This is a genomic window from Occallatibacter sp. FHG110214_02 (genome assembly GCF_059115385.1).
In genome coordinates this window covers 22,585-34,999 of sequence record NZ_JBZYWK010000013.1, presented here as the reverse complement: position 1 = coordinate 34,999, position 12,415 = coordinate 22,585, and the positions used below count along the sequence as shown (strand labels likewise).

Annotated in this window: 13 protein-coding genes; 7 read left to right on the top strand and 6 right to left on the bottom strand. The window is 57.3% G+C overall.

The window, feature by feature from the left end:
* Positions 1 to 49 precede the first annotated feature (49 nt).
* Positions 50 to 601, top strand: a complete 552-nt coding sequence (locus AC5S3R_RS12860; RefSeq protein ID WP_494267441.1) for a GNAT family N-acetyltransferase — start codon at positions 50 to 52, stop codon at positions 599 to 601.
* A gap of 56 nt (positions 602 to 657) precedes the next feature.
* On the top strand, positions 658 to 879 hold the full coding sequence (locus AC5S3R_RS12855; protein ID WP_494267440.1) for an exodeoxyribonuclease VII small subunit: 222 nt from the start codon (positions 658 to 660) through the stop codon (positions 877 to 879).
* Between the two features lie 31 nt (positions 880 to 910).
* On the opposite strand, the gene AC5S3R_RS12850 is transcribed toward AC5S3R_RS12855, so the two are convergent.
* Positions 911 to 1,849 (bottom strand): hypothetical protein, encoded by a 939-nt coding sequence (locus AC5S3R_RS12850; RefSeq protein ID WP_494267439.1) that lies wholly within the window; start codon positions 1,847 to 1,849, stop codon positions 911 to 913.
* Between the two features lie 192 nt (positions 1,850 to 2,041).
* Here AC5S3R_RS12850 and cyaY point away from each other — a divergent pair, with 192 nt between their 5' ends.
* Both cyaY and AC5S3R_RS12840 read left to right on the top strand, forming a co-directional pair.
* Entirely contained in the window at positions 2,042 to 2,365 is a 324-nt protein-coding gene (cyaY, locus tag AC5S3R_RS12845) for an iron donor protein CyaY (RefSeq protein WP_494267438.1), read from the top strand.
* 39 nt (positions 2,366 to 2,404) lie between these two features.
* Positions 2,405 to 3,469, top strand: a complete 1,065-nt coding sequence (locus AC5S3R_RS12840; protein ID WP_494267437.1) for an SDR family oxidoreductase — start codon at positions 2,405 to 2,407, stop codon at positions 3,467 to 3,469.
* 97 nt (positions 3,470 to 3,566) lie between these two features.
* On the opposite strand, the gene pstS is transcribed toward AC5S3R_RS12840, so the two are convergent.
* Positions 3,567 to 4,565 (bottom strand): phosphate ABC transporter substrate-binding protein PstS, encoded by a 999-nt coding sequence (gene pstS / locus AC5S3R_RS12835; protein WP_494267436.1) that lies wholly within the window; start codon positions 4,563 to 4,565, stop codon positions 3,567 to 3,569.
* A gap of 272 nt (positions 4,566 to 4,837) precedes the next feature.
* On the opposite strand from pstS, the gene AC5S3R_RS12830 reads away from it, so the two are divergent.
* The gene (locus AC5S3R_RS12830) at positions 4,838 to 7,045 is read left to right on the top strand and encodes an alpha-galactosidase (protein WP_494267435.1); all 2,208 of its coding nucleotides are present in this window, start codon (positions 4,838 to 4,840) and stop codon (positions 7,043 to 7,045) included.
* Between the two features lie 62 nt (positions 7,046 to 7,107).
* Here AC5S3R_RS12830 and AC5S3R_RS12825 read toward each other — a convergent pair whose 3' ends face one another.
* The 4 genes from AC5S3R_RS12825 to AC5S3R_RS12810 all read right to left on the bottom strand — a co-directional run bounded on the left by AC5S3R_RS12825 (position 7,108) and on the right by AC5S3R_RS12810 (position 10,608).
* Positions 7,108 to 7,836, bottom strand: coding sequence for an SIR2 family NAD-dependent protein deacylase (locus AC5S3R_RS12825; protein WP_494267434.1), 729 nt, complete (start codon positions 7,834 to 7,836; stop codon positions 7,108 to 7,110).
* A gap of 94 nt (positions 7,837 to 7,930) precedes the next feature.
* Positions 7,931 to 8,899: a quinone oxidoreductase family protein gene (locus AC5S3R_RS12820; RefSeq protein WP_494267433.1), complete on the bottom strand. Its 969-nt coding sequence runs from the start codon at positions 8,897 to 8,899 to the stop codon at positions 7,931 to 7,933.
* A gap of 168 nt (positions 8,900 to 9,067) precedes the next feature.
* A complete protein-coding gene (locus AC5S3R_RS12815; RefSeq protein WP_494267432.1) occupies positions 9,068 to 10,066 on the bottom strand; it encodes a glycosyltransferase family 2 protein in 999 nt (332 codons plus the stop codon).
* Positions 10,067 to 10,287: 221 nt separating this feature from the next.
* Positions 10,288 to 10,608, bottom strand: coding sequence for a tetratricopeptide repeat protein (locus AC5S3R_RS12810; protein ID WP_494267431.1), 321 nt, complete (start codon positions 10,606 to 10,608; stop codon positions 10,288 to 10,290).
* Between the two features lie 232 nt (positions 10,609 to 10,840).
* On the opposite strand from AC5S3R_RS12810, the gene AC5S3R_RS12805 reads away from it, so the two are divergent.
* Both AC5S3R_RS12805 and AC5S3R_RS12800 read left to right on the top strand, forming a co-directional pair.
* Entirely contained in the window at positions 10,841 to 11,377 is a 537-nt protein-coding gene (locus AC5S3R_RS12805) for an acyl-CoA thioesterase (RefSeq protein ID WP_494267430.1), read from the top strand.
* 111 nt (positions 11,378 to 11,488) lie between these two features.
* Complete coding sequence (locus AC5S3R_RS12800; protein ID WP_494267429.1) at positions 11,489 to 12,325, top strand: Mrp/NBP35 family ATP-binding protein; 837 nt, start codon at positions 11,489 to 11,491, stop codon at positions 12,323 to 12,325.
* Positions 12,326 to 12,415 lie beyond the last annotated feature (90 nt).

The following is a 12,415-nucleotide window of genomic DNA, read 5'->3' as shown; positions in this document are numbered from 1 at the left end:
CCTCGAAAATTCAGCGCAAGTCTAGCACGCCGTATTTTGTTCTGTCGTTATGCCATACTCAGGCATGCTGATTCGCCCGGCAGAACCCGCGGATGCCCTGGCTGTGGCGCGTGTGCATGTGCACTCCTCGCAGGTTGCCTACCGCAACCTGCTCCCAGATGATTACCTGGATCAGCAGCGCCCTGAAGACCGCGCACAGCACTACGATTTTTCGCATCAGGACTTCTTCTTGCATCAAGACCCGAGCAAGCCCTACACCATGCTGGCCGTTGAAGGGGCGGAGATTTACGGCCTTGCCTCTATCTCGCCGTCCCGCGATAGCGATCTGCCGCAATACGGCGAGCTGCAGGCTCTCTATGTAGCACCCGAGCACTGGGGCAGGGGAGTCGGCGCGGCACTCATCACCGCCGCGCGTGCCCGCCTTCTGCAGCAGGGGTTTTCCTCCGCGCTTCTCTGGCTCCTGGCCGGGAATCTCCGCGCTGCTCGCTTTTATGAAAACGACGGATGGCTCCCCGACGGCCATCAACGCAGAGATACGATATGGGGCATTACAGTGGATGAGATTCGTTATCGCACGGACCTCAATCGGGGCAACGCATAATCTGTTTTTGCAAGCTTTGCGGACTTACAATAGAAGAGAAACCCGGAGCAATCCCCATGCCCACTTTTGAAGACTCTCTCAAAAAACTGGAAACCATCGTCGATCAGCTAGAAAAAGGCGACCTTCCACTCGAAGACTCTCTCAAACTCTTCGAGCAGGGGGTAGACCTTTCCGCAGCCTGTAAAAAAGAGTTGGATGAAGCTGAGGGCAAGATTCAGATGCTCATCAAGCAGCGCGACGGATCTCTGAAAACTGCGCCATTCCCACCGGAACAATAATCGCTCCGCCGCCAACTTTCTGAGCGCGGCCTTAGCGCGCCACGAATCCAGCCTGCGTTACATGCGCTGCTGTCACCGGTTCTTCCAGCATGTGCATTCCCTGCGACAGGTTCATTGCCGCAGGCACAGCCACAAATCCGCCGCGTACCTCGCTGGTTTCACGCGCAATTGTCTTGAAGAGTATCGCGCGGCCATTCATATGCACTTCCAGCCGCTCGGTCTTCCAGTCCGTGTTGTTTACCTGCACGCGCTTCAGCTCAAACCAGCCGCCCTTGTAGAGCCGCCCCAGAATTCCATACCCAAAATCGACATTCTCTTCAAGATGGCCATTCAGACACGCCATGCGCTTCATCCGCGCATCCACCCACAGGTCGCCGCTCATGGCGTGAAAGATGCGTGCCTCAATCGAGTGTGGCGGATAGGCAGGATTCGGCCGGAACTTCAGATGCCGCAGCCCCTTTTCTTCGCCGGCGTCTTCGTATAGAAATGCCTCTGGCAGCAGTGCCACAATCCGGCCGATTCGTTTCTCATCGTCTAAATATGCTTGCTTGTGGTTCGCAATCTCTTTCGGAGAACTCATCAGCTCGTGCAGCTTTTCTTCTTCCTGCTCCTGCCCTTGCGCGTCCAGCGGATGCCCATTCAGCAGCACCGTTCGCGTTACCGGGCCGTCCTCGGTTTCCACCTGCTCCTCAACGCGGGTCTCTTTTGCCGCATGCTTCTCAATCCAGTAGCGCCACCAGCCGTGCCGCTCGTGATCGTGCAACTCGTTGTAGACAACCTCGCGCACTAACGTGGTGGCGGCAGCGGAGCTTTGCGCTTGATTGGGTGTGGGGGAGGGAGTCTGCTGCGCGTGTCCAGAATGCGTTATGGCAGCAAGAAGTCCTGTAAGAATGCAAACCGCATAGGCAGAGAACTGCCGGGATGGGGTTCGCAGCTTGACTCGCGGCTGAACTCGAATTTGGACTTGCATCGGGCCTCCTCTCGGCTTACCTGTGGGGAATGGAGGAATTCCGTCTCCGCCGTCAGTATCGGCGGATTGAGATAAACGAGTGACAAGGACTGCATGAATATTCCATGAAACACGCCTCAAACCCAAGGAAACCCGGAAAAACACGAACCCTGGTGATTAACCCCTGCGTATTCTCCTTGCTACACTGGCTTCATGATTGACGAACATGATTTCCGCCGTGCCGCTGAAACCGCGATTGACGCGTTGAAAAAGCACCTGATTGCCCGTGAAGAAGAAGATGAAGCGGGCTTTGAAGTCGAGGAGCAAAACGGCGTCCTGAATGTAGTTTTTGATGATCCGTCGTCAAAATTTGTTGTCACACCGAACACGCCTGTTCGCCAGATCTGGATTTCAGCTCTCTCCACCAGCTTCAAGCTCGACTGGGATGCTGCTACGAAGGCTTTTACGCTGCTCCGTACCAGCGAACAGCTTATTCCCCTCATGGATCGCCTCATCGACGAGAATCATGCCGGTTGAGCTTATATACTCTCACGGCTTTTGAAGGTGGGGATAAAAATGAACAAGACAGCACTGATTGTTGGCGTAACCGGCATCGTCGGACGCAACCTGGCAGACCTGCTGATTGCGGAAAAAGACTGGACTATCTATGGCATGGCGCGTCGTCCCGGCGAGCGGGAAGGCGTTCTGTCCATTCCCGTGGATTTGCAGAACGCGGACGCCGTGGCTGCGGCATTGAAGGATGTAAAGCCGACGCACATCTTTCTGGCAACATGGCTTCGCCAGCCTACAGAAGCCGAGAATATCCGCGTCAACGCCGGCATGGTGCGCAATGTGCTCAATGCCGTTTCCGGGGCAAGGACCGTGCAGCATGTCGCTCTTGTAACAGGGCTCAAGCACTACCTTGGCCCGTTTGAGGCGTACGGCAAAGGCACTCTGCCTGCTACGCCCTTTCGCGAGGAGCAGCCAAGGCTTGACCTGGAAAATTTCTATTACGCGCAGGAAGACGAAGTCTTCGCGGCTGCGGCGCGGGACGGCTATCACTGGAGCGTTCATCGCCCGCACACCATCATTGGCTACGCCGTGGGCAACGCCATGAATATGGGAACAACGCTTGCGGTTTATGCCACGCTCTGCAAAGAGCAGGGAAAGCCCATGCGGTCCCCCGGCTCTTCCGTGCAGTGGAACAGCCTGACCGACATGACCGATGCACGCCTGCTAGCAAAGCACCTGCTATGGGCTGCAACCACTCCTGCCGCACAGAATCAGGCTTTTAACGTGGTAAATGGCGATGTCTTCCGCTGGAAATGGATGTGGAAGCGCGTTGCCGGCTGGTTTGGCGTTGAGACTGCCGAGCTGGAAGGAGAAGGGATTCCGCTCGAAGAGCAGCTTGCGGAGGCTGCTCCCGAGTGGAAGCAAATTGCCGCAAAGTATCACCTTGCGGAAGAAGACTTGGACAGGCTTGCTTCCGCCTGGCATACGGATGCGGATTTAGGCAGGCCGGTGGAGGTGGTAACGGATATGTCGAAGAGCCGCAAGCTTGGCTTCACCGCCTACCAGCCTACGGACGAGAGCTTCTTTGCTCTCTTTCAAAAACTGCGCGATGACAAGCTGATTCCGTAATCCTCACACGTGAATCAAAGTAAAGAAAAAGGCCCGGCATACACCGGGCCTTTCCTGTTTTTGGCGCCGCAGGCACTTGCCTGTGCGGCCAGTTTTCTTACTCAAGCGTGTAGATAGTCTTCAGCACCTTTTCCGCCAGGTCAGACGGCAGCGGAGCGTACGACAGGGTGGAGACTTCGCTTTCGCCGGACTTCACAATCCAGCTCAGCAGGTCCTTCAGCACCTTGCCATTGGTCGCGTCCTTGGCCTTCACCGGAATCAGCAGGTAGGTGAAGCTCGAAATCGGGTAAGCATTCGCGCCCGGAGCGTTGGTGATGGAGACGCGGTAGTCAGCCGGAATCTTCGCGCCGGCGGCAGCAGCCGTCACGCCTTCAATCGAGGCCTTTACCCAGTTGCCGGCGGCGTTCTTCACTTCGCCGTAGCTGATCTTGTTCTGCAGCGCGTAAATCAGCTCCACGTAGCCAATTGCGCCAGGAAGCTGACGAACCAGGCCGGCAACGCCTTCGTTACCCTTGCCGCCTACGCCTACAGGCCAGTTGGGCGAAGTGCCCTTGCCGGGGCCGTCGTTCCAGCTCTTGCTCACCTTGCTCAGGTAATCGGTCCAGATGAAGCTCGTGCCCGAGCCATCCGAACGGTGCACCACGATGATCTTCTGGTCAGGAAGCTTCACGCCCGGGTTGTCCTTGGCAATGCGAGCATCGTTCCAGTTGGCAATCTTGCCTTCGTAGATATCAGCCAGCACGTCGCCAGAGAACTTGATGTCCGTAGCGCCCGGAACGTTGAACACCGGAACCACTGCGCCCAGAACCGTGGGAATGTGAATCAGCTTTACGGAAGAAGCCGAAAGCTGCGCATCCGCCATGGGCATGTCCGAAGCGCCGAAGTCCACCAGGCCCTTGGTCACCTGCGTAATGCCGCCGCCGGAGCCAATCGACTGGTAGTTGATTTGCACGCCCGGATGGGCCGTGCTGTACTCAGAGAACCATTTGGAATAGATGGGGTTGGGGAAGGTCGCTCCCGCTCCCGTGAGCTTCTGGGCCTGAGCCGCGCCCACGGCCATCATCAACAAACCTACGGCAATGCCAATTTTCTTCACGTTTCGCTCCTTGCAGATCTGGCGTTCCAAGGCGGATGCTTTCCAGAATCGCTCTTGACTGCCATATAGATTTTCTAAGGGCTATGTTACGGAGAGTTGAATAATTCGTGGAAGTCCCGTGTCTCCGTAGTTTTTCGCAGCCAAGTTCAGATAGTGGCACAATCTTTGCTCAGCCGGGCCCTTTGTTTACCAAAAGATTAAATGATACCGTTTACATTTTCTGCCCAAACCCGGTATCGTTGCTTTCGCACCACCAACAAAGGAAAATTCTTATGCGCCGCGCCCTTCTGCTTGCCCTCGGTACCTGCGTCTCCCTCTCCGCCCAAAACGCCATCCGCCCGCTGCCCGGCGGCAAAGCCTGGATTCTCGATGCAGGCAAGACCAGTTACGCCATCGGCGTGAATGAGCAGAACATGGTGCAGTCTCTCTACTGGGGCAGCAGCCTTCCCGCCAGCGCGGCACTTCCCGCCGCCCATAGCAGCGATGGCCGCGCCTCCTTCGACCCTCCAATCGGCACCACGCCGCTCGAATATCCCGCATGGGGTGCCGGACTCCCCACTGAGCCTGCTCTGAAGGTGGATTCCCCCAACGGTGACCGCACGCTCATCCTCGAATTTCAAAAGGCTGAGGTGAAAGATTCGGTTCTCGAGATCACCCTTCGCGATCAAGCGCAGCCTATCTTTGTTCATCTCTACTACCAGCCTTTTGCCGAGGGAATCGTTGGCCGCTGGTCGCGCATTGAAAATGCCGGCTCCGCTCCCATACAGATTGAGCAGGTCGCCTCTGCAACCTGGAACCTCCCCGCTGGAACGGATTACCGCCTGAACTGGCTCACCGGGCAATGGGGCGGCGAATTTCAGCTTCACACCGCGCCCATCCAAACAGGCATGCAGATTCTCGAAAGCCGCCGCGGTTCAACCGGCCAGCAGTCCAACCCATGGTTCAGCATCGGCAAGCAGAGCCAGACTACGGAAACCGCTGGCCCCGTCTGGTTTGGCGAGCTAGCCTGGTCCGGCTCGTGGCGCATCACGCTTGAATCCACCGCGCTCAACAAGATTCGCGTCACTGGTGGCTTTAACCCTTATGACTTCCGCTATCCGCTGGCTCCCGGCTCTTCGCTGGAAACTCCACATTTCTACGCCGGATACACCAACGGCGGCGAAGGCGAAGCCTCGCGCATCCTGCACCGCTTCCAGCTAGCGGAAATCCTCCCCACGCGCCCTGACCCCAAGCCGCGCCCCATCATTTACAACTCGTGGGAAGCTACCGAGTTCAACGTCAATGAAGAGGGGCAGACCTCTCTCGCCGAGCGCGCCGCCAAGCTTGGCGTAGAGCGCTTCGTCATCGACGATGGCTGGTTTGGCCAGCGCAAAACCGACCACGCCGGCCTTGGCGACTGGTACGTCAATCCGCAGAAATTCCCGCATGGCCTCAAGCCCGTCATCGACAAAGTGCACTCACTCGGCATGGATTTCGGCATCTGGGTTGAGCCGGAAATGATTAACCCCGACAGCGACCTCTATCGCAAACATCCCGAGTGGGCCATGCAACTGCCCGGTCGCGTGCATACCGAGCAGCGCAACCAGCTCATGCTCAACCTCGCCCGCGAAGACGTGAAGGAGTATGTCTTTCAGTGGCTCGATGAGCTCGTCAGCAAGAACGACATCGCCTTCCTCAAGTGGGATTACAACCGCAACTGGTCCGAGCCTGGCTGGAACACTGCTCCCGGGAGCTCGCCAGAGCATCCCAACGCCGACGCAGAAAAGCAGGTTTACGTCCAGTTCGTGCGCAACGTGTATGAAATCCTCGACCGCTTGCGTCAGAAGCATCCCAAGCTTGAAGTCGAGTCTTGCTCCGGCGGCGGTGGACGCGTCGATCTCGGCATTCTGCGCTACACCGACGAGGTTTGGCCTTCGGATAATACCGACGCACTCGACCGCCTTAACATCCAGTCCGGCTATACGCACGCCTACACGCCGGAGACCATGGTTGCCTGGGTCACGGATATTCCCAACTTCCTCGATAACCGCCGCATCCCGCTCGACTTCCGTTTCCTCGTTACCATGCAGGGTGCGCTCGGCATCGGCGGCAACCTGAACAAGTGGACCGACGAAGACATGGCCACGGCTACGCGTCTCACGGCCTTCTACAAGCAGATTCGTGAGACCGTGCAGCATGGCAATCTCTACCGCTTGGCATCTCCGCTTGAAGGCGACGCCTCACAAGTGGAGTACATCTCGCAGAACGGCAGGGAAGGAGTTGTCCTTGCCTATCTGCACTCGCAGCGCTACGGCATGGCGTATCCAGCCGTAATTCTGCAGGGGCTCGAATCGAACGCCACGTACAAAATCACTCCTCTGGATGCAAACAAGTACAGCGGCCCGGAAACCGCCACTGGCGCATGGCTCATGAACAACGGCTTGCAACTCAATATGACCGGCGACTACGCGGCCACTGCCATTCGCATCGAGAAGCAGTAAGAGCAGGGAATAGATGACAGGTTACAGGTGACAGCAAGCGGCTTTACTGTCACCGGTAACCTTCAACCTGTAACATGAAAAGCTCCTGCCAGCACCTCGCCGGCTTTGCCTTCCACAATTGCTGTAAACGCCTCTGCATTGAGCGGCCTTTCCGGTCCAACATAGACCGTGCGTGCGCCCTGCTGCCGCGCCCAGTGCACAAAATCCGCTGCTGGATACACGGAGCCGGAAGTCCCAATCACCACCATCACCGAAGCACGCGCAATCTCCCGTTGAATGCGGTGCATCTCCAGCGGCATCTCTCCAAAGAAAACGATGTGAGGCCGCAACCGCGCTCCGCATTCCGCGCATTGCCCCACTTCACTCAGGCTTGTATAAACGCGATGGTCCTCTACAGGAGCCGCGCCGCACTCCTGCTCGCACCGCGACTTCGCCAGCTCACCGTGCATGTGCACCAGCCGCGTTGAGCCGGCGCGTTCATGCAGGTCATCCACATTCTGCGTGCAGAGAAAGAGCCTGTCGCCAAGCTGCTTTTCCAACTCGGCCAGTGCAACGTGCGCAGGATTCGGCAAAGCCTTCGCACAGTCCGCACGCCGCTTGGAATAAAACTCCCAGACCAGCCAGGGATTCCGCTCCAGCGCTTCAGGAGTACAAATATCCTCCACGCGATGTCCCGCCCAAAGCCCATCCGAAGCGCGAAACGTAGGCAACCCGCTCTCCGAGCTGATGCCTGCTCCAGTCAGTACAAACACGCGATCATCCGCACGAATTGGAATCGAATTAGTGTTCATAAAAAATAGGCTCTTAGCTTGTCTGACAACACGCAGCAGCTCATGTTCCCGTAATCGAGCTAGAAGCTAAGAGCTAACGGCTAATAGCTGCTTTTCACGGCTCTAAAAGAATCTTGCCCGTGGTCTTCCGCCCTTCCATATCCTCATGCGCCTTGGAAGCCTCTTCCAGCGCATACACATGCTCCATGCGCAGCTTCAGCTCGCCGCTCGCAGCCCACTTCAGCACATCGCCCGCACGCCACTCCAGCTCCTCGCGTGTCTGGATGTAATGCCACAGCGTAGGCCGCGTTAAAAACAGCGAACCCTTCGTGCTGAGCTGAATCGGATCAAACGATGGTACTGCGCCGCTTGATCCGCCGAAGAGCGCCAGCATGCCGCGCGGATGTAAGCAGTTCAGGCTGCCCTCGAATGTTGTCTTCCCTACGGAATCGTATACAACGTCTACGCCGCGCCCTGCTGTGATGCGCTTCACTTCTGCAACAAAATCCTTTTCGGTGTAGAGAATCACTTCGCTCGCTCCCGCCTCTCGCGAAAGCTCCACCTTCTCTTCCGTGGAAACGGTTGTGATAACCCGTGCGCCAATTCGCGCCGCCATCTGCGTCAGCAGCAGCCCTGTGCCGCCCGCGCCCGCGTGAATCAACGCAGTTTCACCAGCCTTCAGCGGCCACGTCGAGTGCGACAGATAATGCGCCGTCATTCCCTGCAGCATCGCTGCCGCAGCTTTCTCCGGACTCAGTCCATCGGGAACCTTCACAAGCTGCGTCGCCGGCACAAGCGCATACTCTGCATAGCTGCCCATCACGGAGGTAGAAGCTGCAAGATCCCCGACAGCAAACCCGCTGACTCCCGGCCCAATCTCTTCAATCACGCCAGCAGCTTCACTTCCCGGAACCAGCGGCAGCGTAGCTTTGTACTGCCCCTTGCGAAAGTACGCTTCAATGAAATTCACGCCAATCGCTTCAATACGCAGCAGCACCTGCCCCGGTCCCGGCTCAGGAATCGGCAGCTCAGCAAGGACCAGCTTTTCCGGTCCGCCCGTCTCACGAATCTGAATAGCTTTCATGCTGGAAGGATGCACTGCAACGCTATCGCGTTGCAAGGGAATAGGGAGTAGGGAATAGAAAGCAACAGCAAGACCGCATACGCATACCTGATGCTGAGCAAAAAGGAAAAGGCCTAACCGGACTCATTCGGTTAGGCCTTTGTTTGCTGCTACCTATTCTCTTACTGTTTACTCTCTGCCGTTAAAAGGCAACATGCTGGGCTCTTCCGGAGCGCGCAGCCGCACCAGGCGATCAATCGCATACGGCGCACGGTGCTGCGTGGTGTAGTAGTGCCGCACCTGCAACTCGCCGAGCAGTCCAATTGCCAGCATCTGAATTCCAGCCACAATCAACACACCCGCAATCACAAATAGCGGCCCATGCTGGTCCATCACATTCTGGTGCCAGTTGGTCAGCTTCATTCCCAGCAGCAGCGCCGAGAAGAAGCTTCCCAGCAGAATGCCCAGTGCGCCAAAGGTGCCGAAGAAGTGCAGCGGCCTGCTCATGTACTTCAACAGGAAGCGAATCGTCATCAGGTCAAAGAAGACGCGGAAGGTGCGCCCAATGCCGTAATGGCTCTTGCCGCGCAACCGGTTCACGTTCTTGATGGGAACTTCGCAAATCGAAGCGCCATACCAGCTAGCCAAGGCGGGAATGAAGCGGTGCATCTCGCCATACAGCGGAATGTTCTGAATCACCTCGCGGCGATAGGCTTTGAACGTGGTGCCGAAATCGTGAATCTCCACTCCCGAAAGCTTGGCCATCAGCCAGTTTGCCACCTTGGAAGGAAAGCGCCGCATCACGAAGTTGTCAATGCGCTTTTCGCGCCAGCCGGAGACAACATCGTAGCCCTCTTCGAGCTTCTCGATAAAGTTCGGAATCTCGTTCGGATCGTGCTGCAAATCACCGTCCATCGAGATGATGAAGTCGCCCGACGCGTGGTCAAAGCCGGCGGCAAGCGCGGGCGTCTGGCCAAAGTTGCGGCGCAGCTTCACCACCAGCACACGGCTGTCCACTGCGGCAATCTCTTCCAGCAGCTTGTAGGTGCGGTCGCTGGAGCCGTCGTCGATCAGGACCAGCTCAAAGCTGTCCCCAATCTGCTCCATCACCTGTTTCAGCTTCGCGTAGAGGGCGGTTACGTTTTCTTCTTCGTTATGGAAAGGGACGACTATCGAATACTTCGGCATATCAATAGTATAGATGGGGCAAAGTTCACAAAAGATGACAAAAATCACAGTGAATCAGGCGAAACAAGAGACGGAAGGGGCTATGGGGACTAAGGGACTGGAAGACTTCTCGTCCGCAACTCAATCAAGACCTCAGCTCCAAATGCGAAAACCCCATTTGGCAATCACGCCAAGCGGGGTTTGTTTTTAGTCCCTTCAGTCCCTTGGTCCCTGCTTGACCGCTAGCGGTCAAGCTCGTCCAGCATTCCCTGCATCTCGCTCAGAGCATGGCGGTTGCCCGTCCGCGCGGCACAACTGATGCCGTCCTTCAGCATGGCAATTGCCTCCGGCGTCCGCCCGGCCTTGGCCAGCGTCTGCGCCGACATAAAGTATCCAGCCGTGTAATCCGGATCATTTTTCAGCAACTGGTTAAACTCAACCATCGCCTCGTCCACTTCGCCGCGAGTCGCCAGTTCCACGGCAATTCCATACCGTGCAAAGCTGTTTTTCGGGTCCAGAGAGAGGATTTCCTTCAATCCTGCGATCTTGTCTGTGGTGCTCATTCGGAAGTTCAGATTACCTTGCTGGGGAGAATTTGCTTAAATTGCGTGGATTGCTGAAACTGGAAGAGTACTTCCTGCTCTGCCTGGCCCCCGCCTGAACCATTGTATCTGTTCAGAGGCCAATTCAGAGTAACACTGAAGTTTCCACCTTGCCGCCCACTGGTAAGTGGAAAAAGAAACTCGATACGCGAGCAAGGGAAGTCAGTTCCGGAAGTACTGGAGAAAGCAAGAGATGAGTTCCAACGAAATTCCCCACGCCGCGCGCCTTGTCGCGGATTCGCAGTCCGAGATGACCGAAATTATTCTGCCCAACGACACCAACACCCTGGGCAATCTTCTCGGTGGCCGCCTGATGCACTTCATTGACCTCACCGGCGCCATGGCCGCCTACCGGCACACGCGCACGCACGTCGTCACCGCGTCTATGGACCACATCGACTTCATCCATCCGGTCCACGTGGGCGACCTGCTGATTCTCAAATCCAGCGTCAACCGCGCCTTCCGCACCTCGCTCGAAGTAGGCGTCAAGGCATGGGTGGAAAACACCTTCACCAGCACGCGCCTCCACGTCGCCAGCGCTTATCTCGTCTTCGTAGCCATCGACAAGAACGGACGCCGCATGGTGGTTCCCGAAGTCACACCCACAACCGCCGACGAGCAGCGCCGCTACGACGACGCGCTTCTGCGCCGCCAGCACCGCGAAGCCGAAGCCGCCCGCCGCAAAGCAGGCCGCAAAGCCACCGCAGCACTCGCCAACGCGTCTAGCTAAAAATCAAAGTTTCTTTGAAGGGTACGGGCTTTAGCCCGTACGTCAAGAGAAGCAATAATGGTCGGGGCTTTAGCCCCTGAGGTTTTGCTTTACCCTGAAGGAGTTGAAACAATGGCACACGGCCACGCACATGCCGCACCCGCTCCCGTAGCACTTCCGGGCGTCTCCAAAATCATCGCCGTAGGTTCCGGCAAAGGCGGAGTAGGCAAGACCACCACCGCCGTCAACCTCGCACTCGCGCTCAGCCGCCTCGGCCAGCGCGTCGGCCTCGTGGACGCCGACATCTACGGTCCCAACGTGCCGCTCATGATGGGCTCCACGCAGCAGCCCAAAATCACCGACGGCAACATCATCGTCCCGAACCTCACGCACGGCATCAAGACCATCTCCATCGGCTACATCTCACCCGGCGACAAGCCGCTCGTCATGCGCGGCCCCATGCTCCACCAGATCATCCGCCAGTTCCTGCAGCAGGTCGATTGGGGCGAACTCGACTACCTCATCGTGGACCTGCCTCCCGGCACCGGCGACGTAGTCATTTCTCTCGTGCAGACCGTCCCGCTCACCGGCGCAGTCGTAGTCTCCACACCAAGCGACGTGTCCCTGCAGGACGCCCGCAAAGCCCTCGAAATGTTCGCGCAGGTCAACGTCGATGTTCTCGGCATCATCGAGAACATGAGCCACTTCACCTGCCCGCACTGTGGAGAAATCATCGACATCTTCTCCAAGGGCGGCGCCGAGCGCACCGCGCAGCAATTTGGCATCCCGTTCCTCGGCTCCATTGAGCTGGTTCCCGCCATCCGTGAAGGCGGCGACAAGGGCATGCCTATCGCACTCGCCGGCCCCAAGAGCCCAGCGGCCGAACCCTTCTACAACGCCGCGCAGAAGCTGATGGAGCAAGCCGAAGCCGCCGCAGCAAAGAACACTGACGTCCTCGAAATCCAGTAAGCCACAACCTCGGATATTCCACTCATGCGCCCATTGATCGCATGAGTGGAATATTTATAGTTCTGGCTTTTTATAGTTTTTTTCGTTTAT

Coding starts and splice junctions, on each gene's coding strand:
- AC5S3R_RS12860 (WP_494267441.1), top strand. CDS start 50: ATGCCATACTCAGGCATGCTGATTCGCCCGGCAGAACCCGCGGATGCC.
- AC5S3R_RS12855 (WP_494267440.1), top strand. CDS start 658: ATGCCCACTTTTGAAGACTCTCTCAAAAAACTGGAAACCATCGTCGAT.
- AC5S3R_RS12850 (WP_494267439.1), bottom strand. CDS start 1,849: ATGCAAGTCCAAATTCGAGTTCAGCCGCGAGTCAAGCTGCGAACCCCA.
- cyaY (WP_494267438.1), top strand. CDS start 2,042: ATGATTGACGAACATGATTTCCGCCGTGCCGCTGAAACCGCGATTGAC.
- AC5S3R_RS12840 (WP_494267437.1), top strand. CDS start 2,405: ATGAACAAGACAGCACTGATTGTTGGCGTAACCGGCATCGTCGGACGC.
- AC5S3R_RS12830 (WP_494267435.1), top strand. CDS start 4,838: ATGCGCCGCGCCCTTCTGCTTGCCCTCGGTACCTGCGTCTCCCTCTCC.
- AC5S3R_RS12825 (WP_494267434.1), bottom strand. CDS start 7,836: ATGAACACTAATTCGATTCCAATTCGTGCGGATGATCGCGTGTTTGTA.
- AC5S3R_RS12820 (WP_494267433.1), bottom strand. CDS start 8,899: ATGAAAGCTATTCAGATTCGTGAGACGGGCGGACCGGAAAAGCTGGTC.
- AC5S3R_RS12815 (WP_494267432.1), bottom strand. CDS start 10,066: ATGCCGAAGTATTCGATAGTCGTCCCTTTCCATAACGAAGAAGAAAAC.
- AC5S3R_RS12810 (WP_494267431.1), bottom strand. CDS start 10,608: ATGAGCACCACAGACAAGATCGCAGGATTGAAGGAAATCCTCTCTCTG.
- AC5S3R_RS12805 (WP_494267430.1), top strand. CDS start 10,841: ATGAGTTCCAACGAAATTCCCCACGCCGCGCGCCTTGTCGCGGATTCG.
- AC5S3R_RS12800 (WP_494267429.1), top strand. CDS start 11,489: ATGGCACACGGCCACGCACATGCCGCACCCGCTCCCGTAGCACTTCCG.